We start from the raw sequence: 18,325 nt of genomic DNA on the forward strand, positions 1-18,325 counted from the left end.
TGCCTCGCTCCACCACCGCCTCCGGCCCGGCCGCACGCTGATCCCGCGACGTTCCCCGGACGATGCGTCCCGATCAGAGGCGGTGCCCCATGACCACCCTGCACGCCCGCGCCACAGCGCCCAGCGCGATCTCATCGGTCCCGCCCCGCCAGGTGGTCCCGGTCTTCCCACCGATCCGCCGCGGCTCCGGCGGCCGGCACCGGCTCCAGCGGGCCGTCCGCCACCGCCCGGGCCTGCTCGCCACCAGCCTGCTGGCCGCAGCCACCGCCCTCGCCGCCGGCCCGCTCCGCCCCGGCTCACCACCCCCGGCCTCGTCCCCCGCCGTGGCGGCCGAGGCCGTCAGCGCACCCCGCTGCCCCGGCACGGCTCCGCCCTCCTAGTCGACGGAGCGTCAACTCCGCGCCGCGAAGATCACCCGTGACCGATCCGGCCCGGCCTCGTTCAGCGCGGCATGAAGGGCTTCAAGGAATTCCTGCTCCGCGGCAATGTCATCGACCTCGCCGTCGCCTTCGTCATCGGCGCGGCTTTCACCAAGGTCATCAACGCTTTCGTCGACGGCGTCATCAACCCGCTGGTCGGGGTGTTCGGCACCAAAGACCTGTCGTCCTACTCGTCCTGCCTGAAGGGCCCCTGCGAGGTGGACGCCGACGGGAAGGTCACCTCCGGCATCTTCATCCTGTGGGGATCGGTGCTCAGCGCCGTGCTCACCTTCCTGATCACCGCGGCGGTGGTCTACTTCGCACTGATCGTCCCGATGAAGCACCTGATGGCCAAGCGCAAGACCCCGCTCGAGGAGGCCGCCGAGGCGGAGGCCAAGGAGGTTCAGCTGCTCACCGAGATCCGCGACGCCCTGGTCCGCCAGCGCTGACCCACCCGCAGTCCGCTCACGGTCCACCGCACGCCCGGCCGCCGCCCTGCTACCCCCCGTGGTGCGGCGGCCGCTGACTCCGGTACCAGTCGATCCCGCGCCCTGCGCTCTCCCCGGCACCGCCCCAGCCCTGGTCGGTGTCGTCGCTGGTCTGCCGGTCGAAGGGGTCCTCGAAGACCAGCTTCGGCTTCGGCTTCGGTTCCTGCTCCGGCTTCTGCTGCTCGGGCTGCTGCTCCGGCACCACGCCACTCCCTCTCACTCGCCCGACTGCTCCCTCAAGCCTAGGGCCCGTCTCACGAGCCCTAGGCCGCAACGGCAACGGACCCCGCCGGGGCCGAAGCCCGGACAGGGTCCGTGTACTGCCGCACCGGCTCAGGCGGCTTCGAAGCCCGCGTGGTCGGCGATCTTCTTGAGCTCCGCCAGTGCGTGCTTCTCGATCTGGCGGATCCGTTCCCTGGTCAGCCCGTGCTGCTTGCCCACCTCGGTGAGCGTCCGCTCACGGCCGTCCTCCATCCCGTACCGGGACCGGATGATCGAAGCCGTCCGGTCGTCCAGCCGGCCGATCAGATCGTCCAGCTCCTCCCGACGGAGCATCACCATCACGGCGTCCTCCGGCGAGACCGCGCCGGTGTCCTCCACCAGGTCACCGAACTGGGTTTCGCCCTCGTCGTCCACCGCCATGTTCAGACTGACCGGGTCACGGGCCCAGTCCAGCACGTCCTTGACGCGCTGCTCCGTGGTGTCCAGCTCGGCGGCGACCTCCGCCGGGTCGGGCTCGCGGCCCAACTCCTTCGCCTTCTCGCGCTGCACCCGCCGGATCCGGCCGAGCTCCTCCACCAGGTGGACGGGGAGCCGGATGGTGCGGGACTGGTCGGCGATCGACCGGGTGATCGCCTGCCGAATCCACCAGGTCGCGTAGGTGGAGAACTTGAACCCCTTCGCGTAGTCGAACTTCTCGACCGCCCGGACCAGGCCGGCGTTCCCTTCCTGGATCAGGTCGAGCAGCGGGAGACCGCTGCGCGGGTAACGCCTGGCCACCGCCACCACCAGTCGGAGGTTCGACCTGATGAAGACGTCCTTGGCGCGCTCGGCGTCCTCGGCTATCGCCTCCAGCTCCGCCCGCTTCGTGCCTTTGGGCAGCGGCGGCTGGTCCAACAGGTGCTGGGCGTAGACACCGGCCTCGATCCGCAGCGAGAGCTCGACCTCCTCGGCGGCGTCGAGCAGCGGCGTCCTGGCGATCTCGTCGAGGTACATACCGACAAGGTCGCGGTCGGCCTCAAGGTTGTTCGGGCGGGCCGCGCGACTCCGGTCGGCCCTGTCGCGAACGACGGCACGAGTGGCCATGCTTGCTCCCTTGCTGCTGGTGCCGGTCTTCGGATCCCGCCCCGCCAGGTGTGAGCCGGGGCAAAGAGATGCGGGCCTCGGAGAGGCTCACACGTAACGATCCAACGCACAGAAATCGGACAACATTCCCAACTCACCCAGTTTCTTCTTCCGATGCAGTATCCTGCGACTTTTCACCCGCGATCATGAACGCTTGGTGACATCACGACAACCGGGAGTACTGGGCGGACTTTCGGCACTCCGTCAACGAACGACGGCACCCATCCGCAGCTTCTCCGCACAAAAGATGCCAAATCGCTATCGCTCCGGGGCCGGATCCATTACTCGCCCTGGGAAGGTGTCAGCCATGTACCCGCCCATCGACGGCACCCGCGCCGATCCCGGGTCGGCCGCCTCCGCCGTCCGCCGACGGCAGCGACTGCTGATCTGCTCGGCCCTGGCGTTCGGCTCCGCCGCACTGCTCGGTGTCCTGCTGGCCCTGGTGACGGCCCACTGGGGCCCGCTGGCCCGGCTCGACCATGGCTGGGTGAACTCGCTGCACGGCTACGCGGTCCGGCACAACATCTGGACGGCGGCCATGCAGACCCTCGCCGACATCGGCAGCACCATCACCATGCGGGTGCTGCTCGGCCTGGCGGCGGTCTGGCTCTGGGCGATCGGCGCCCGCACCCTCGGCGGCTGGGCCGCCGCCCTGATACTGACCGGCTGGCTGGCCAGCTGGCTCGGCAAGAACGTCCTGGGCCGGGAACGGCCGCACTTCCCCATCCAGGTCGCCCAGGCCGACGGGTACTCGCTCCCGTCCGGCCATGCCCTCGCCTCCGCCATCACCTGTGCCGCACTGGTGATCCTGGTCTGGCCCCGGGCCAACCGGGCCGGCCGGGCGGTGGCCTGCACCGCCGCCTCGCTCGCCGTGCTCGCGATCGGCTGGACCAGGATCGCGCTCGGCGTGCACTGGCCGAGCGACGTGCTGGCCGGCTGGCTGACCGCCGCCCTGGTGGTCGGCGCCGTCACGCTGGCCGTCGAGCTGTGGCAGCCCGGCGCCCTGTCCCGGGACGTCCGCCGGGTCGACTGGCGGACCAGGCCACGGATCCAACGCGTACTGGCCACCGGCGCCCCGGACCCGGACCTCGACCCCGACCTCGGCTTCGACCAGACCTTCACCGCCCCCGCGGACCCCGCCGCAGACCCCGCCCCCGAGCCGCTTCGGGAGCCCGCCCGCCGAGCTGACGGTCCGTGAGAAGCGTCACATCCTCGTTCGAGGATCGCACCGGGAGGGAAGGGACAGGGGCCCACCAACCGAATCAGTCCCGGTCGGTACCGGAAAAATCGGGATCAACTACCCCACGCGCGGCAGTTCGGGGCGGGTGGCCACCCGTCTCCCCGCAGGTCGGGAGATGTCCGGCACAAGGCACGGATCTCCCCACCAGGTGCCGCAGTGAGGCAGACTGCTGCCGCCGGGTGTGCCTGCACCCGGCCGGGCCGGGCAGTCGCAGCACAGCAACCGCACGTCCACTGCCCAGGCACCGAGCGACGGGGGGCGAATGACCATGCACACGACGGACGGGCCCTCCGGCCCGTACGGCGACCCGCCCACCATGCCGCTGCGTCAGATATCCGACGACGACCAGGCGATGCCCGGCACGGGCCAGCCGACCGTCCAGCTCGGCCGGCAGGTGCCCAGCCCCCGCCTTCCGTACGCTCCGGTCCCGCCGCTGCCCCCGGTCCCTCCGACCGTGGCGCCGCCCGCCGAGGCGGCCAAGCCGGGCTCCACCGCCCGCAACGGCATGATCATGGCGCTCGGCTCGCTGACCTCCCGCGCGCTCGGCTTCGTCCGGGCCGGCGTGATCACCGCCGCGCTCGGCACCGGCTTCATAGCCGACGGCTACGCGGTGGCCACCATGCTGCCGAACACGATCTTCATCATGCTGATCGGCGGCGTGCTCAACTCCGTCTTCGTCCCCGAGCTGGTGCGCGCCGCGCAGCAGCACGCGGACAAGGGTGTCGCCTACACCAACCGACTGCTGACGGTCTGTGGGGTCGTGCTGGTCACGATCACCACGGTGGCCTTCTTCTGCGCCCCGCTGATCGTCGACAGCTACACCCCCTACGGCCCCGGCGACACCGTCCAGCGCGACCTGACCATCGCGCTGGCCAGGTACTGCCTGCCGGCCATCCTGTTCTACGGCTTCTTCGGGCTGCTCGGCCAGGTGCTCAACTCGCGCGACAGGTTCGGCGCGATGATGTGGGCGCCGGTGCTCAACAACGTCGTGGTGATCGCGGTCTTCAGCCTCTACCTGGCGATCTTCGTGCACGCCAAGGACGCCGGGGACGTCTCCGACGGGGCGACCATGCTGCTCGGGCTCGGCAGCGCCTTCGGCATCCTGGTCCAGGCGCTGGCCCTGGTGCCCTCGCTGCGTGCCTCCGGCTTCCGCTACCGCCCGCGCTTCGACTGGCGCGGCTCCGGTCTGACCACCCCGCTGCGGGCGGCCGGCTGGGCGCTGCTGCTGGTGGTGGTCACCCAGCTGGCCTTCATGGCGATCACCAACCTGGCCACCGGCGCGGCCTCCCTGGCCAAGCACGACGGCCTGACCCAGGGCCTGGGCTACACCCCGTACAACAACGCCTACCTGCTCTTCATCGTCCCGCAGGGCATCATCACGGTCTCCCTGGTCACCGCGATCCTGCCGGGCATGTCCCGCTCGGTCACCGCCGGCCGGTTCGAGGACGTCGGCCGCGAGCTGGCGCAGACCCTGCGGAGTTCGGCCGGGATGATCGTCCCCGCCTCGGCGATCTTCCTGTCGCTGGCCGGCCCGATCGCCGCCCTGGCCTACAAGCACGGGCCCGGCGTGTCGGACGCGGACATCGACGTGGTCACCCAGATCCTGATGGCCTTCGCGCTCGGCCTGCCGGCGTTCTGCGCCCAGTACGCGCTGGCCCGGGGCTTCTACGCGATGAGCGACGCCAGGACCCCGTTCTGGCTCACCACGATCACCTCCGGCAGCAACGTGCTGCTCTCCTGGGTCGCCTACCTGGTGCTGCCGAGCCGCTGGATCATCGTCGGGATGGCGGGCGCCCACACCGTCGCGGTGCTGATCAGCGCGGCCATCACCGGGCGGGCGCTCGGCCGCCGGTTGCGCAAGGAGGGTGCCGCCGTCGCGGCCCCGCTGCCCGCCGACGCCACCGTCGAGCTCGGTACCGGCCGCCGTCCCCGGGTCCGCAGCGGTCTGGACGGCGGCCGGCTGGTCGCCCTGCACCTGACGCTGGCGCTGGCCTGCGCCCCGGGCGCGCTCGCCGCGTACTGGCTGACCGGCAAGCTCGACTCGGCGCTGGGCGGCGGGGTGCCCGCCGCACTGGCGGCGCTGGCGGCCGGTCCGCTCGCGGTGCTGGTCTCGGTGCTGCTGCTGGCCCGTCCGCTCGGTGCGGGTGCGGCGGTCGCCCCGCTGGCCCGCAAGCTGCGGATCCCCTACCCGGAGCCGGCGGTCGGCGGCGGCAAGCACCGTCGCTGACCACTTCCGACACACCGTCAGGACCCGGTGCCGGCGCGGCTTGTGACAGACCCGTGACACCTCCAGGCCGCTCGGCCGTTCGCGGACGGCCGACCAGCTGTTAGCGTCGGCCGAGACCGGTCCAGCGGCCGGATCGGACCGGGGAGGGTCTGCTGACACCGTTGACTGTCGTACTCCGGAAGCGCCAGGGCCCCGCCGGTCGCCCGGCCCGCTTCGCCGCCGCCGTGGTCGCGGCGAGCACCGGGCTCGCGCTGTTCTCGATCGCCGCCTCTGCCGCCCCGGTGACCGGTTCCGACACCCGGCAGCGCCAGTTCGCCGCCGCAGCCGCCGAGTTCGAGGTGCCGCAGAGCGTGCTGCTGGCGCTCGCCTACCAGCAGACCCGCTGGGAGTCCCACAACGGCGAGCCGAGCACCACCGGCGACTACAACGTGATGGGTCTGACCCAGGTCGACCTGCCCGGTCCCTACAACCCGGCCCTGCACACCTTGGACGAGGCGGCCGCGCTGCTCGGCCGCCCGGCCGAACAGCTGCGTACCAGCCCCCAGCAGAGCATCCGGGGCGGCGCCGCGCTGCTCGCCAAGTACCAGAAGGAGAGCGGCGGTTCGCTCGGCACCGGACCGGAGACCTGGTACAACGCGGTGGTCCGGTTCAGCCGGACCGCACCCGCCGCAGGTGGCAACGTCTTCGCCGACCAGGTCTTCGAGACCGTCCGCGAGGGCGTGGCCAGGACCACCATGGACGGTCAGACCGTCAGCACGCCCGCCGACTCCGCGCCGGCCGTGGACCACCCGGCGCGGTCCCGTTCCGCCACGCCGGGCAAGCTGGAGTGCCCGGCGACCCTGAGCTGCCGGGGTGCCTGGGCCGACGATGCCAACTACGCGGTCACCGACCGCCCGGCCGACGGTCAGCAGATCGAGTACATCGTCATCCACGACACCGAGGCGTCGTACGACGACACCGTCTCGACCTTCCAGGACCCGGCCACCGAGGCCAGCGCGCACTACCTGATCGGCGCCGGCGACGGCCGGGTCGCCCAGCTGGTCGCCACCGCGAACACCGCCTGGCACACCGGCAACCGGACCTTCAACATGCACAGCATCGGCCTGGAGCACGAGGGTTACGCACTCGGCCGGAACCCCGACAAGCGGCCGACCTGGTACTCCGAGCAGCTCTACCGCTCCTCGGCCGAGCTGACCAGGTACCTGGCCGGGAAGTACGGCATCCCGCTGGACCGGCAGCACATCATCGGCCACGACGAGATCCCCAAGCCGATCGACTCGGTGCCGCCGATGCACTGGGACCCGGGCACCTTCTGGGACTGGTCGCACTACATGGACCTGGTCGGCGCGCCGATCCGCGCCACCACCGGTGGTTCGCCGACGGTCGGCGGAGTGGTCACCATCGCCCCGCCGTTCGACGCCACCAACCAGCCGCCGGTGGCCGAAGTCCGGCCGCACCCGCAGAACTTCGTCCACCTGCGCACCTCCCCCGACGCCGCGGCCCCGCTGATCAGCGGCGGCACCACTGCGGCCTCGGACGTCCGCGCCAAGGCGGTCGCCGGGAGCAGCTACGTGGTGGCCGACCGGCAGGGCGACTGGACCGCGATCTGGTACGACGGCGTGCAGGGCTGGTTCCACAACCCGGACGGCCGGAACGCCGCCGCCGACAACCGGCCCGGCCGGCACGTGGCCACCCCGCGCGCCGGTGTCGCGAGCATCCCGCTGTACGGCCGGGCGTTCCCGGAGCCGGCGGCCTACGCCAGGTACCCCGGTGTGACGTACGACGCCGCCCTGCACAGCCCCGTCCCGCTGAACGTGAGCGTCCCGGCCGGGCAGAAGTACACCCTGCTCAGCGACACCCCGGTCAAGGGCGACAACTTCTACGACGTCGACGGCGTGCGGGCCGTGGTGACCGGGGAGGACACCTACTACCCGGTCCGCTACGGCCACCGGCTGGGCTTCCTGAAGTCCACCGACGTCGAGCTGACCGCCGCCGCCACCTACCCTGCGGGCTGACCGGCTCCCGTCATCAGTCGCTTCGCCGGTGCATCCAGGCCCGCCGGTCCAGGGTCGCCAGGGTGGTGTTCACCACCGCCACGCCCGCGAAGACAACGGCCCACCCGGGCCGGCCCACGCCGTACAGGGCGGCCACCGCAGCACCGAACACCAGCGCCTTCACGGCCAGAACTCCCGGCAGCGGCACCGGTATCCGGGCCTTCGGCGCCGCGAACAACCCCCACAGCACGGCCGCCGCCGCAGGAGCGGCCACCGCCAGGAGCAGCCGCAGCACCGTGGGGTCGGGGAACTGCCACCCCCACCAGGCGAGCACGGCAAGCGCCGCCAGTTCCAGGACGAAGGCCAGGCCCTCGTTGACCACGTGCAGGGAGGTCGGGAGCTTCATCCGGCTGCCATCCTTCGTCGCAAGAACGAGCACGAGCACGGACCCGGACCGACTGCGGCGTCCGCCCCACGCACGGGGAAGGGCCCCGAACCGCAGTGGTCCGGGGCCCTTGGCCAGGTGTGCCCCATGCAGGATTCGAACCTGCGACACCGGCTTTAGGAGAGCCGTGCTCTATCCCCTGAGCTAATGAGGCGGGGGCCTGTGGAGACAAGCACCAGGTCAGACGGTGTGTGAGAACTCGGACGGTTGCCGTGAGGCCGCCGCCGACCGTTCCCACTGCGGGATGACCGTCTGACCGATGACAGACTAGCGGATCGTGCTGTCGGGGATCTCCTCAGTTCGCATCAGCCGACCGTGTGGGCGTGGGTGGCGGCGAGCTCGCGTACCGCGTCGGCGACGGCTCGGAAGTCCTTGCGCAGGATCTTGGAGTGGTTGCTCGCGACCTTTGCGCTGACCCGGATGTTCGGGTTACGGGCGAGCACCGGGTCCAGGTTGGCGCGGATCTGTTCCATCAACTTGGCGTCGCCGCCCAGGTTTCCGCCGGTGGCGAGCACGTACCGGGCCGGGACGGTCAGACGGTCGAAGACCGGGTTGAGGGCAGTGGGCGCGCAGAGCTCGTTGGCCTCGATGTTGATCTCGGCGTGCTGCGCGGCGCTCATCCGTGCGGCCAGGCCGAGCGGGCGGGCGATCGGGAACAGCGGACTCATCCTGCGGAACAGCTTGCGGATCTGTTCCCGGGCAGCATCGTCGAGCCACTCGTGCGGCAGGGCTCCGTCCACGGACACCGCGCCGAGGGCGCGGTCCGGGTTCTGGGCGGCCCAGTGCACGGCGAGCATGGCGCCGTAGGACCAACCCACCAGGATCGGTCGTTCCACGCCCCTGGCGGTGAGGACGGCGTCGAGGTCGCGCAGACACGCCTGGAACGAGTAGTCCGTGGCGCGCTTCGACTTGCCGCGGGCGCGCTCGTCGTAGGTGATGTGCCGGTAGTCGCCGCCGAGTTCGGTGATGACGCGCCGCCAGTGCGACTGGTCGGCGTAGGAGCCGTTGAGGTAGACCACGGGACGGCCGGAGCCGCCGGTGTCGGTCACGGCCAGTGCGGTGTCGTCGATCGACACCATGCCGATCCATGCGGGGGTGGCGAACTTCTGCATCATGCTCTCCTGGCTCGTTGTTTCGAACGAGGGAAAAGCTACGTTGCATTCCATATTCAGGCAACAAGCTCATTGCTCAAAAACGGTATACCCGCAGGTAAACGCCAGGAAATCGTTGCGGCCGCCTCAAGCCAAATGCAACGAGAGCCCGCCCTTGCGTTGCAATGGGATCGGAGCGAACGCTATGCGGACCGGGCCAGGTCCGCAGCCCCGAAGCCGACCTCGAACCGGTGGCACCAGATGACCGCGCTACGGATCCGGGACAGGTCCGTACCGGCCGGTACCACGTAGTCCTGGCTGCCCAGGTTGCCCTTGAGGCGCCCGAGTTCGACCGCGCCGCCACCGAGGTTCTCCAGCTTGGACTCGGCGGCGGGCATGGCGGAGAGGTAGACCCGGACATCGGGTCCTTCCGAGGTCTTCAGGTCCTCCACCAGACCGGCCCCGCCGACCGTCAGCGCGAGGACCGCCGGCAACGCGACCAACGGGCGGGACGCGCGGCGCGCTGACGAACGGTTCGACACCTGAGGGTTCCTGGGCTCGGGAAGGTAACTGGCCTGCCTCGCCAGCACACCACAGGAGCCGAGCCCCGGTCATACCCCGGCTCCTTACGGGACTGTGACGCCCAGCCGGCCGAAGCGCTCAGGAGTCGGCGGCTTCCTCGGCTGCCTTGACCTGCTCGGCGAAGTCGTCGGCCGGGATGCGTTCCACGGTCGCGCCGTGTTCGGCCGCGAACCCGTCGACGGGCTCGGGGGCCTCCTCCTTGATGTCCAGGACCAGCAGCCCGGTGCCGTCCCCGACCCTCGGCCCGAGCACGATCAGACCGGCGCCACCGGTCGCGCCCCGCTCCTGCTCGGCGGCGTTGCCGAGCGCGGCCCCGGCCGCGAAGCCGAGGAAGGCGCCGACCGGGCCGCCGAGCATCCCGATCAGCCCGCCGACCACGCCGGTACCGACCGTCGGCACACCCGCGCCCCGGGCGAAGCTGTCACCCATCTCCAGCAGGCCGTCCGCCGAGCGCTCCAGCACCGCCGCCTGCCGCAGGCCCGGCAGGTGCTTGGCCTGCTCCAGCGCGGCGCGGCAGGCCTCGGCATCGGCGAAGGCGAGCAGGACGACGTTGTGCTGGTCGGTCATCGCGGTCCGATCGGTCGGTGACGGTGTTTCAGGCAGAGGTGTCCCGCCATCCTGGACACAGCAGTCCGGGCGATGCCACAGGCCAGGCCCATTCAGGTGCGGCGGGAACCGACGAGGTGTCACCCCGACGTCGTGGCGGGCAGGTGGGGCTGATGGGGTTGGGGCAAGATCGGGAGGAGAGCCGGGAATGGGTCGATCGGTGGAGGGTGCGATGCGGGCGCAGCGGTTGGCGCGGGTCGCGGTCGGGTGCGCCGGGGCGGCGGTGCTGGTGCTGGTGACCCTGGTCGGGCTGCGCGGGATCGGGGTGATGATCGCCGGGCTGATCGGGCTGGGCGTGGCGGCCGCCGGGGTCTGGTGGGTGCTGGCCCACCGGGGGCCGACCCGGGTGTTCGGGATGGTGCTCGCGGTGGCGGCGCCGGTCTGGGTGCTGGGCTTGCTGGTGAACAGCGGGATGGGCGTGGCCTCCCTGCTGGCGGTGGCGCTCTGGACCGGCGCGGTGTCGGCCGCGGCGGGGGCGCTGCGGCAGGACCGCAAGGAGCGGACGGTCCGGGAGACCCCGGCCGCGCGGCCGGCCCGGCCGGTGCTGATCATGAATCCGAGGTCCGGCGGCGGCAAGGTCGAGAAGTTCGGCCTGGTGGCGAAGGCCGAGGCGCTCGGCGCCCGGGTCCTGCTGCTGACCGACCAGGACGTGACCGAGCTGGCCCGACAGGCCGTCAGGGACGGCGCCGACCTGCTCGGCGTCGCGGGCGGCGACGGCACCCAGGCCCTGGTGGCGGCGGTCGCCGCCGAGCACCGGCTGCCGTTCCTGGTGATCTCGGCCGGCACCCGGAACCACCTGGCGATGGACCTCGGCCTGGACCGGACCGACCCGGCCCGCTGCCTGGACGCCCTCACCGACGGCGTCGAGCTGAGCGTCGACCTCGGGTCGGTGGCCGGCCGCCCGTTCGTCAACACGGTCTCCTTCGGCGCGTACGCGGAGATCGTGCAGAGCCCGGAGTACCGGGACGCCAAGGCCGCCACCGCGCTCGGTGTCCTGCCCGACCTGCTGGCCAACCGGGCCGGTGCCCGGCTGACCGTGCAGGCGGACGACACCGTGCTGACAGACCCTCAGGCGCTGCTGATCAGCAACAACCCGTACGAGACCGGTGACCTGCTCGGCGCGGGCAGCCGCCCCCGGCTGGACCGTGGCAGGCTGGGGGTGGTGAGCCTGCGGGTGGACGGCCCGGCGCAGGCCGCCGAGCTGGCCCTGCGCGGCGAACAGGCCCAGGGGATGACGGTACTGACGGCCCGGCAGGTGACCGTGACCGCCGACAGCGACACCATCCCGGTGGCGGTGGACGGCGAGGCGCTCACGCTGCCGACGCCGGTCCGGTGCGCGATCCGGCCGGGGGCCCTGCGGGTGCTGGTGCCGCGCGACCGCCCCGGGGSGGCGGCCGKCGCCCCGCTGCGGGACTGGCGACAGGTCGGCAGGCTGGCCCTGGGGCACTGACCCGGGGCGGCGGTGCGACAGGATGACGGAACCGGAGCGGAAAAGGGAAGTGGCGATCGATGAGTAGCCCGATGACCGGACCGATCGTGCTGGATCTGGCGGCCCTGGACCGGGCGGTGTACGGCGCGATCGCGATCACCCCGACGTCCTCGCTGGACGGTGCGATGCGGCGGCTCTCGTACACCGCCAACCACTCGAAGATCTCCTTCGCGCTGGCCGGGCTGCTGGCGCTGCGCAGCGGGCCCACCCGGCGGGCGGCCCTGCTCGGGGTGGCCGCGATCGGGGTCGCCTCGGCCGCCGCCAACCTGCTCGGCAAGAACCTGGTGCGGCGGGAGCGGCCGGACCGGCTCGGCGCGCTGGTGCCCGAAGCCCGGCACGTGCCGATGCCCACCTCGGCCTCGTTCCCGTCCGGGCACTCGGCCTCGGCCTTCGCCTTCGCCGTCGCGGTGGGGGCCGAACTGCCCCGGACCGCAGTGCCGTTGTGCCTGCTGGCGGCGACCGTGGCGTACTCCCGGGTGCACACCGGCGTCCACTACCCGGGCGACGTGATGGCCGGCGCACTCCTCGGCGTGGCCTCCGCCACGGCGGTCCGGATCACGCTGGCCCGGCACCTCCCCCGGGGCTGAGCAGCAGGCCCGCCAGGTAGTGCTCCAGGCGGTCGGTCAGCAGGGCCGGGGTGAGGTCGGTGCGGCCCAGCTCACGCCAGGGCGTGGCCACCTTCTCCGCGTCGGGGGCGTAGGCGAGGGCGTCCAGCAGCCGCCAGTACAGGTGGGCCTCCCGGTCCGGGTCGAGGGTGCCGCCGGCGGCCGTGTAGCGAGCGGCGAACCGCAGGCCCTCGGCCGGGCCGTGCAGCAGTGCCAGGGCGGTGGAGCAGTGCGCCACGTCCAGGTCGGCCGGGCCCCAGGAGGTCTCCACCCAGTCGACCACCCCGCTGATCCGCAGGTCCTCGCCGGTGCCGCTGAACAGCACGTTGCCGGGGTGGAAGTCCCGGTGCAGGAAGGTGCCCCGGTAGGGCGGCGGGTCACGGTCGATCAGCCGCACCGCCTGCTCCCACAGCTCGGGGCGGCCGGTGCCCCGGGGGACCCGGACCCGCTCGGGACCGGTCCAGGCCTGGTAGGCCCGGGGGCGGGTGGTGACGGCGGTGCGGTGGATCGCCACCAGCTGGCGGGCCATCAGCTCCGCCCGGGGACCGGCCCCGTCGTCGTCCAGCCGCACCTGGCCCGGCAGCAGGGCCATCAGCAGGGAGGGGTGGTCGCAGTGCAGACCCGCCGGATCCACGGCGTGCAGCGCGGCGGCGGGCACCTCGGTGGGGCCGAGCAGGGTCAGCACCTCGGCCTCCCGCCCGAGCAGCGCCTCCGCGTGCTCCAGGAAGAACGGCTGGACGAAGGAGCGCAGCACCAGATGGGTGGGCCCGCCGTCCGGCCGGTCGATCCGCAGCCGTCGCATCTCGGAGGTCCAACCCCCGCGCAGCCGCTCCGCCGCACCGATCCGCTCCCCCGGCCCCAGGGTCGAGGCGACCCAGGCCCGGGTGGCGGCCCAATAGTGATCGTCAACACGCTCTTCCGCAGCCATGGCGGCGACCCTATCGGGCAGGGTTAGCCCGATGACGGATCTTTCCGGGAGGGTGAGTTGACGGCGGATCGGATGATCGAACTCCTGCTGGACCAGGGGAGTTTCAGTTGCTGGGACCAGCCGGTCCACTACGACGGGGCCGACCCGGCGTACGGAGCGGCGCTGGAGCGGGCCAGCGCACGGACCGGCCTGGACGAGGCGGTGACCACCGGTCGGGGCCTGCTGGCGGGGCGGCCGGTGGCGGTGGTGGTCTCGGAGTTCGGCTTCCTGGGCGGCTCGATCGGGGTGGCCACCGCCGAGCGGATCACCAGGGCGGTGGAGCGGGCCACCGCCGAGCGGCTGCCGCTGCTGGCGCTGCCGGTCTCCGGCGGCACCCGGATGCAGGAGGGCACGGCGGCCTTCCTCTGCATGGTGCGGATCTCCGCCGCCGTGCTGGCCCATCAGGAGGCCGGGCTGCCTTATCTGACCTATCTGCGGAACCCCACCATGGGCGGGGTGTTCGCCTCCTGGGGCACCCTCGGCCACCTGGTGCTGGCGGAGCCGGGGGCCCGGCTCGGCTTCCTCGGCCCCCGGGCCCACCAGGAGCTGCGCGGAGTCGAGTTGCCCGCCGAGGTCCAGCTCGCCGAGACGCTGGCCGAGCGCGGCCTGGTCGACGCGGTGGTGGCGCCCGAGCGGCTGGCCGAGACGGTCGGCCGGGCGCTCGCGGTGCTGTCCGATCCGGCCGGACCGGCCCCCGAGGCGGCGCCCGCCCACTCCCCGGCACCGGCCGACGCCTGGGCGTCGGTCGGCCGCAGCCGCCTGCCTGGGCGGCCGGGGACGGACGCGGTGCTGGCGGCGGCCGACCCGGGACGGCTGGAACTGGCCACCCCGGACCGGGCGTTGGCGCGGGCGCTGGTCCGGTTCGACGGGCAACCGGCCGTGCTGGTCGGTCAACGTCCGGGCGCGGAGCGGCCGTTCACCGCCGCCGACCTGCGCGCGGTCCGGCGGACGGCGCGGATCGCCGAGCAGCTCGGGCTGCCGCTGGTCACCCTGGTGGACACCACCGGGGCCGAACTCTCCGCCCAGGCCGAACTCGACGGCCTGGCAGTGGAGATCGCCCGCTGTCTGAGCACCCTGGTGGCACTCCGTACCCCCGTGCTCTCGGTGCTGCTGGGCCAGGGCTCGGGCGGCGGCGCGCTGGCCCTGCTGCCCGCCGACCTGGTGCTAGCGGCCGAACACGGCTGGCTCGCCCCGCTGCCCCCCGAGGGCGCCTCGGCGATCATGCACCGGGACGGCGCGCACGCACCCGAGCTGGCCCGGTCACAGGGGATCGGCGCCGCCGATCTGGTGACGGCCGGCCTGGTGGACCGGGTCGTACCCGAGCGACCGGACGCCGCCGAGGAGCCGGCGGCCTTCGCCGACCGGGTGGCCCGGGAAATCGGCGTCGCCCTGGGTGAGTTGACGGGCCGTCCGGCCGAACAGCGACACGCCGACCGACGACTGCGCAACCGACGACTGGGAGGCGGCTGAACCGGCCGGCCGTGGGCCGGAGACTCTTCGACCGACTCGTCCGGGCGCCACTTCGGGCGCTAGGCTGAATTCTGATTTGTCCCTATTTTGATGGATTATCAGATTTTGAGTCACGTCCGAGCACTCCTGCGCAGCGTCTGGCTGTGGCCTGCCCTGGCCATGCTGCTGGTCGGCCTGCTCGGGATCGCCCGTCCGGAGCTGTGGCGGGACGAGATCGCCAGCTGGAGCGCCGCCACCCGCGACCTCGGCCGGCTGCTCGGGATACTGGCGAACGTCGACGCCAGCAACGGCGCCTACTACGTCCTGCTGCACTTCTGGACCGAGGTGTTCGGCGACTCGGTGCTCAGCCTCCGGATGCCCTCCGTGCTGGCCATGGCCGGGGCGGCCGCCTTCACCGCGCTCACCGCGCAGCGGCTCTTCGACAGCCGGACGGCCGGGCTGGCCGCCGGGCTGCTGGCGGCCACCGTCCCGCTGGTCTCCCGGTTCGCCCAGGAGGCCCGCAGCTACGCCGTGGTGACCTGCGCGGTGGCGGCGGCCTGCTGGCTGCTGCTCCGGGCACTGGACCGGCCCGGGGTGGGCCGCTGGGCCCTCTACGCGCTGGCGATGGCGGTGGCCGGCTGCTTCCACCTGGTCTCGCTGAGCAGCCTGGCCGGCCAGCTGCCCCTGGTGCTCGCCCGGTGGTGGAGCCACCGCCGGGAGCGCGGCGCCGGCCGGTTGCTCGGGCAGTTCGCCCTGGCCGTGCTGGCCGCACTGGTCCCGGCCGTACCGGTGGCCGTCTACGGCGGGCGGCAGTCGGCCCGTCAGCTCGGCTGGCTGCCCACCCCCACGGTGCACGACCTGCGCTACTTCTGGCACACCCTGCTGGCCCCGGACCGGGAGATGTACGTCTTCACCGGACTCGCCCTGCTCGCGCTGCTGCACCCCCGGTTCGCCCGCGGCGCGGTGCAGGCGCTGCTGCTGGCCGTACTGCCTGTGCTGGTGGTCTGGGTGGCCTCGCAGGGCACCACCTCGTACTTCACCGAGCGCTACCTGCTCTTCACGGTGCCCGCGCTGGCCGGGCTGGCCGGTGGCGGCGTCGCCGCCGTGGCCGCTCTGCTGGGCCGCCTGACGCCCCGTCCGCTGGCCGTCACCGCCGCGCTGGTCCTGATCGCCGTCCCGCTGGTGCTCGGCGCGCCGCGACAGCTCCAACAGCGCACCCTCCTCTCCCACGGCCACCGGGACTTCTCGGGCGCGGCCGCCGTGATCGCGGCGGGCTACCGGCCGGGCGACGGGATCGTCGCGCCCGGTGGCGACCAGGCCTGGGCGATGGTCGGCCCCGGGATCTCCTTCTACCTGCCGGACCCGGTCCGCCCGGTCCCGATGTTCGTCGAGCGCGACGCCGTCCGGGCCGACGACCTGCACGCCGTCCCCTGCCCGGTGGCCGACCGCTGCGTCGGTCACGCGCCCCGGACCTGGGTCGTTACCATCGGCACGGGCGAGAACCCGTACGAGGGCCTGCCTGGCGACCAGATCGAGGCCCTGCAGCACACGTTCGTTCCGCCGCGGATCCAGCGCCTGCCGGGTCTGACGGTGTCACTGCTGGTGAGAAAGGCATAGACGTGACCACGGCCGACCAGGAGAGTCCCTTCGCCGATCTCGGTGAGGTGCTCGTGATCATTCCGACGTACAACGAGGCGGAGAACGTCGAGCGGATCGTCTCCCGGGTCCGGACCGCGGTGCCCGAGGTCCACGTCCTGGTGGCGGACGACAACAGCCCGGACGGCACCGGGGACATCGCCGACAAGCTGGCGGGCGCCGACAGCCAGGTGCACGTGCTGCACCGCAAGGGCAAGGAGGGTCTGGGGGCTGCCTACCTGGCGGGGTTCCGGTGGGGGATCGAGCGCGGGTACCGGGTCCTGGTCGAGATGGACGCCGACGGTTCGCACCGGCCGGAGGAACTCCCCCGGCTGCTGACCGCGCTGCGGAGTGCGGACCTGGTGCTGGGTTCGCGCTGGGTCCCCGGTGGCGCGGTGGTGAACTGGCCGCGTTCGCGGCTGCTGCTCTCCCGCGGCGGTTCGCTGTACTCGCGCCTGATGCTGGACGTCCCGATCCGGGACGTGACGGGTGGGTACCGGGCGTTCCGGCGGGAGACGCTGGAGGGGCTCGGGATGGAGCACGTCGCCTCGGCCGGGTACTGCTTCCAGGTGGACCTGGCCTGGCGGACCGTCAAGGCCGGTTACAAGGTGGCGGAGGTGCCGATCACCTTCGTGGAGCGCGAGCTGGGTGCCTCCAAGATGAGCCGCAGCATCGTGCTGGAGGCCCTCTGGCGGGTCACCGCCTGGGGCGTCACCGCCCGGCTCGACAGGCTGCGCGGGCGGAGGTAACGGCGCGTCAGGCCCCGCATGCGGGGCCGCTGCTTCCGGGTGAGGATGGAGGCCCAAGGGCCACCTCGGAGGTTCGCGTGACAGAGTCGCTGACTCGGACTCAGCAGGAGCCCGGCCGGTGGGCCCGGATGAGGAGCAGGCTCGCCGCCCTGGCCGCGACCGCGAAGGGCCTGCCCGACCGGGTGCCGATCGTCGGCCGGGCGGTCGGGCAGCTCGTCCGGGTCAACCTGCTGGACAGCGCGACCCGGTTGGCCGCCCAGGCCTTCCTCAGTGCCCTGCCCGCCCTCTTCGTGGTCGCCGTGTTCGCCCCCAGCAGCGTCCGGGACAACGTGGTCGGCTCGCTCCGGGACCAGCTGGGCATCAAGGGCGACGCCCAGCAGCAGGTCCAGCAGCTGATGTCGGCCGGCCACGACGACGTGGCGCAGAGCTTCGGGCTGATCGGCGCCCTGGTCACCCTGCTCTCCGCGACCGCACTCAGCCGGGCCATGCAGCGGGTCTGCGAACGCTGCTGGGAGGTGCCCAAGTCCGGCACCCGGGTGGCCGCCTGGCGCTGGCTCGCCTGGCTGGTGGTCTGGCTGGTCGTGCTGGTCTTCCAGGCCCCGGTCCGCGACGGCTTCGGCGCCGGGGCCTGGCTGGGGCTGCCGCTCTTCCTGCTGCTCGCCACCGCCCTCTGGTGGTGGACCCAGCACCTGCTGCTCGGCAGCCGGGTCCGCTGGTACCCGCTGCTCCCCGGCGCCGTGCTGGCCGGCATCGCCATGACCGGCCTCGGCATCGCCGCCCAGGTCTACCTGCCCAGCGCGGTCTCCCGCAGCATCACCAAGTTCGGCCCGTACGGGGTGGTGTTCACCTCGCTGTCCTGGCTGATCGTCATGTTCACCGCCATCACCCTGGCGATCGCCCTGGGCCGCGTGGTGGCCGAGGATCCCCAGGTCGCCCGCCACCTCGGCACCCGCACCGAACCGGGCACCTGGGGCAGCAAGGACTGACCGGGGCTC

The 18,325-nt window shown here is 72.6% G+C and carries 18 protein-coding genes and 1 tRNA gene; 11 read left to right on the forward strand and 8 right to left on the reverse strand.

The features are described from left to right. Positions 1–89: 89 nt before the first annotated feature. Complete coding sequence (locus ACXJMZ_RS15670) at positions 90–380, forward strand: hypothetical protein (protein WP_457030644.1); 291 nt, start codon at positions 90–92, stop codon at positions 378–380. A gap of 71 nt (positions 381–451) precedes the next feature. Then, positions 452–868 (forward strand): large conductance mechanosensitive channel protein MscL, encoded by a 417-nt coding sequence (gene mscL / locus ACXJMZ_RS15675; protein ID WP_457030645.1) that lies wholly within the window; start codon positions 452–454, stop codon positions 866–868. A 49-nt stretch (positions 869–917) separates the two neighbouring features. Here mscL and ACXJMZ_RS15680 read toward each other — a convergent pair whose 3' ends face one another. Together ACXJMZ_RS15680 and ACXJMZ_RS15685 are read right to left on the reverse strand one after the other, a co-directional pair. After that, entirely contained in the window at positions 918–1,109 is a 192-nt protein-coding gene (locus ACXJMZ_RS15680) for a hypothetical protein (RefSeq protein ID WP_457030646.1), read from the reverse strand. Positions 1,110–1,240: 131 nt separating this feature from the next. Next, positions 1,241–2,212 carry a sigma-70 family RNA polymerase sigma factor gene (locus tag ACXJMZ_RS15685; protein WP_457030647.1) on the reverse strand — a complete coding sequence of 324 codons (972 nt, stop codon included), beginning with the start codon at positions 2,210–2,212 and terminating at the stop codon, positions 1,241–1,243. Between the two features lie 346 nt (positions 2,213–2,558). On the opposite strand from ACXJMZ_RS15685, the gene ACXJMZ_RS15690 reads away from it, so the two are divergent. From ACXJMZ_RS15690 to ACXJMZ_RS15700, 3 genes are all read left to right on the forward strand, one after another. After that, the gene (locus ACXJMZ_RS15690) at positions 2,559–3,449 is read left to right on the forward strand and encodes a phosphatase PAP2 family protein (protein WP_457030648.1); all 891 of its coding nucleotides are present in this window, start codon (positions 2,559–2,561) and stop codon (positions 3,447–3,449) included. A 304-nt stretch (positions 3,450–3,753) separates the two neighbouring features. Continuing rightward, a complete protein-coding gene (murJ, locus tag ACXJMZ_RS15695; protein ID WP_457030649.1) occupies positions 3,754–5,718 on the forward strand; it encodes a murein biosynthesis integral membrane protein MurJ in 1,965 nt (654 codons plus the stop codon). A 161-nt stretch (positions 5,719–5,879) separates the two neighbouring features. Then, complete coding sequence (locus tag ACXJMZ_RS15700; RefSeq protein WP_457030650.1) at positions 5,880–7,733, forward strand: N-acetylmuramoyl-L-alanine amidase; 1,854 nt, start codon at positions 5,880–5,882, stop codon at positions 7,731–7,733. A gap of 13 nt (positions 7,734–7,746) precedes the next feature. Here the strand turns inward: ACXJMZ_RS15700 and ACXJMZ_RS15705 are convergent, their stop codons facing one another. From ACXJMZ_RS15705 to ACXJMZ_RS15725, 5 genes are all read right to left on the reverse strand, one after another. Beyond that, on the reverse strand, positions 7,747–8,118 hold the full coding sequence (locus ACXJMZ_RS15705) for a YrdB family protein (RefSeq protein ID WP_457030651.1): 372 nt from the start codon (positions 8,116–8,118) through the stop codon (positions 7,747–7,749). A gap of 120 nt (positions 8,119–8,238) precedes the next feature. Next, a tRNA-Arg gene (locus ACXJMZ_RS15710) sits at positions 8,239–8,311 on the reverse strand. 151 nt (positions 8,312–8,462) lie between these two features. After that, the gene (locus ACXJMZ_RS15715) at positions 8,463–9,272 is read right to left on the reverse strand and encodes an alpha/beta fold hydrolase (RefSeq protein WP_457030652.1); all 810 of its coding nucleotides are present in this window, start codon (positions 9,270–9,272) and stop codon (positions 8,463–8,465) included. Positions 9,273–9,451: 179 nt separating this feature from the next. Next, on the reverse strand, positions 9,452–9,790 hold the full coding sequence (locus tag ACXJMZ_RS15720; RefSeq protein WP_457030653.1) for a DM13 domain-containing protein: 339 nt from the start codon (positions 9,788–9,790) through the stop codon (positions 9,452–9,454). A gap of 118 nt (positions 9,791–9,908) precedes the next feature. Beyond that, positions 9,909–10,397: a hypothetical protein gene (locus tag ACXJMZ_RS15725; RefSeq protein WP_457030654.1), complete on the reverse strand. Its 489-nt coding sequence runs from the start codon at positions 10,395–10,397 to the stop codon at positions 9,909–9,911. A gap of 187 nt (positions 10,398–10,584) precedes the next feature. On the opposite strand from ACXJMZ_RS15725, the gene ACXJMZ_RS15730 reads away from it, so the two are divergent. Together ACXJMZ_RS15730 and ACXJMZ_RS15735 are read left to right on the forward strand one after the other, a co-directional pair. Further along, the gene (locus tag ACXJMZ_RS15730; protein WP_457030655.1) at positions 10,585–11,886 is read left to right on the forward strand and encodes a diacylglycerol/lipid kinase family protein; all 1,302 of its coding nucleotides are present in this window, start codon (positions 10,585–10,587) and stop codon (positions 11,884–11,886) included. Positions 11,887–11,957: 71 nt separating this feature from the next. Then, positions 11,958–12,512, forward strand: a complete 555-nt coding sequence (locus tag ACXJMZ_RS15735; RefSeq protein ID WP_457030656.1) for a phosphatase PAP2 family protein — start codon at positions 11,958–11,960, stop codon at positions 12,510–12,512. Here ACXJMZ_RS15735 and ACXJMZ_RS15740 read toward each other — a convergent pair. Then, entirely contained in the window at positions 12,481–13,458 is a 978-nt protein-coding gene (locus ACXJMZ_RS15740) for a phosphotransferase family protein (RefSeq protein ID WP_457030657.1), read from the reverse strand. The genes ACXJMZ_RS15735 and ACXJMZ_RS15740 overlap by 32 nt on opposite strands. 72 nt (positions 13,459–13,530) lie before the next feature. Here ACXJMZ_RS15740 and ACXJMZ_RS15745 point away from each other — a divergent pair, with 72 nt between their 5' ends. The 4 genes from ACXJMZ_RS15745 (at position 13,531) to ACXJMZ_RS15760 (ending at position 18,316) form a co-directional block, all read left to right on the forward strand. After that, entirely contained in the window at positions 13,531–14,967 is a 1,437-nt protein-coding gene (locus ACXJMZ_RS15745) for a carboxyl transferase domain-containing protein (RefSeq protein ID WP_457030658.1), read from the forward strand. A gap of 105 nt (positions 14,968–15,072) precedes the next feature. Continuing rightward, positions 15,073–16,563: a glycosyltransferase family 39 protein gene (locus ACXJMZ_RS15750; protein WP_457030659.1), complete on the forward strand. Its 1,491-nt coding sequence runs from the start codon at positions 15,073–15,075 to the stop codon at positions 16,561–16,563. Positions 16,564–16,565: 2 nt separating this feature from the next. Continuing rightward, positions 16,566–17,330 (forward strand): polyprenol monophosphomannose synthase, encoded by a 765-nt coding sequence (locus ACXJMZ_RS15755; RefSeq protein WP_457030660.1) that lies wholly within the window; start codon positions 16,566–16,568, stop codon positions 17,328–17,330. A gap of 128 nt (positions 17,331–17,458) precedes the next feature. Beyond that, positions 17,459–18,316: a YhjD/YihY/BrkB family envelope integrity protein gene (locus tag ACXJMZ_RS15760; RefSeq protein ID WP_457030661.1), complete on the forward strand. Its 858-nt coding sequence runs from the start codon at positions 17,459–17,461 to the stop codon at positions 18,314–18,316. The last annotated feature ends 9 nt before the right edge of the window (positions 18,317–18,325 follow it).

The organism is Kitasatospora sp. P5_F3, assembly GCF_054049135.1.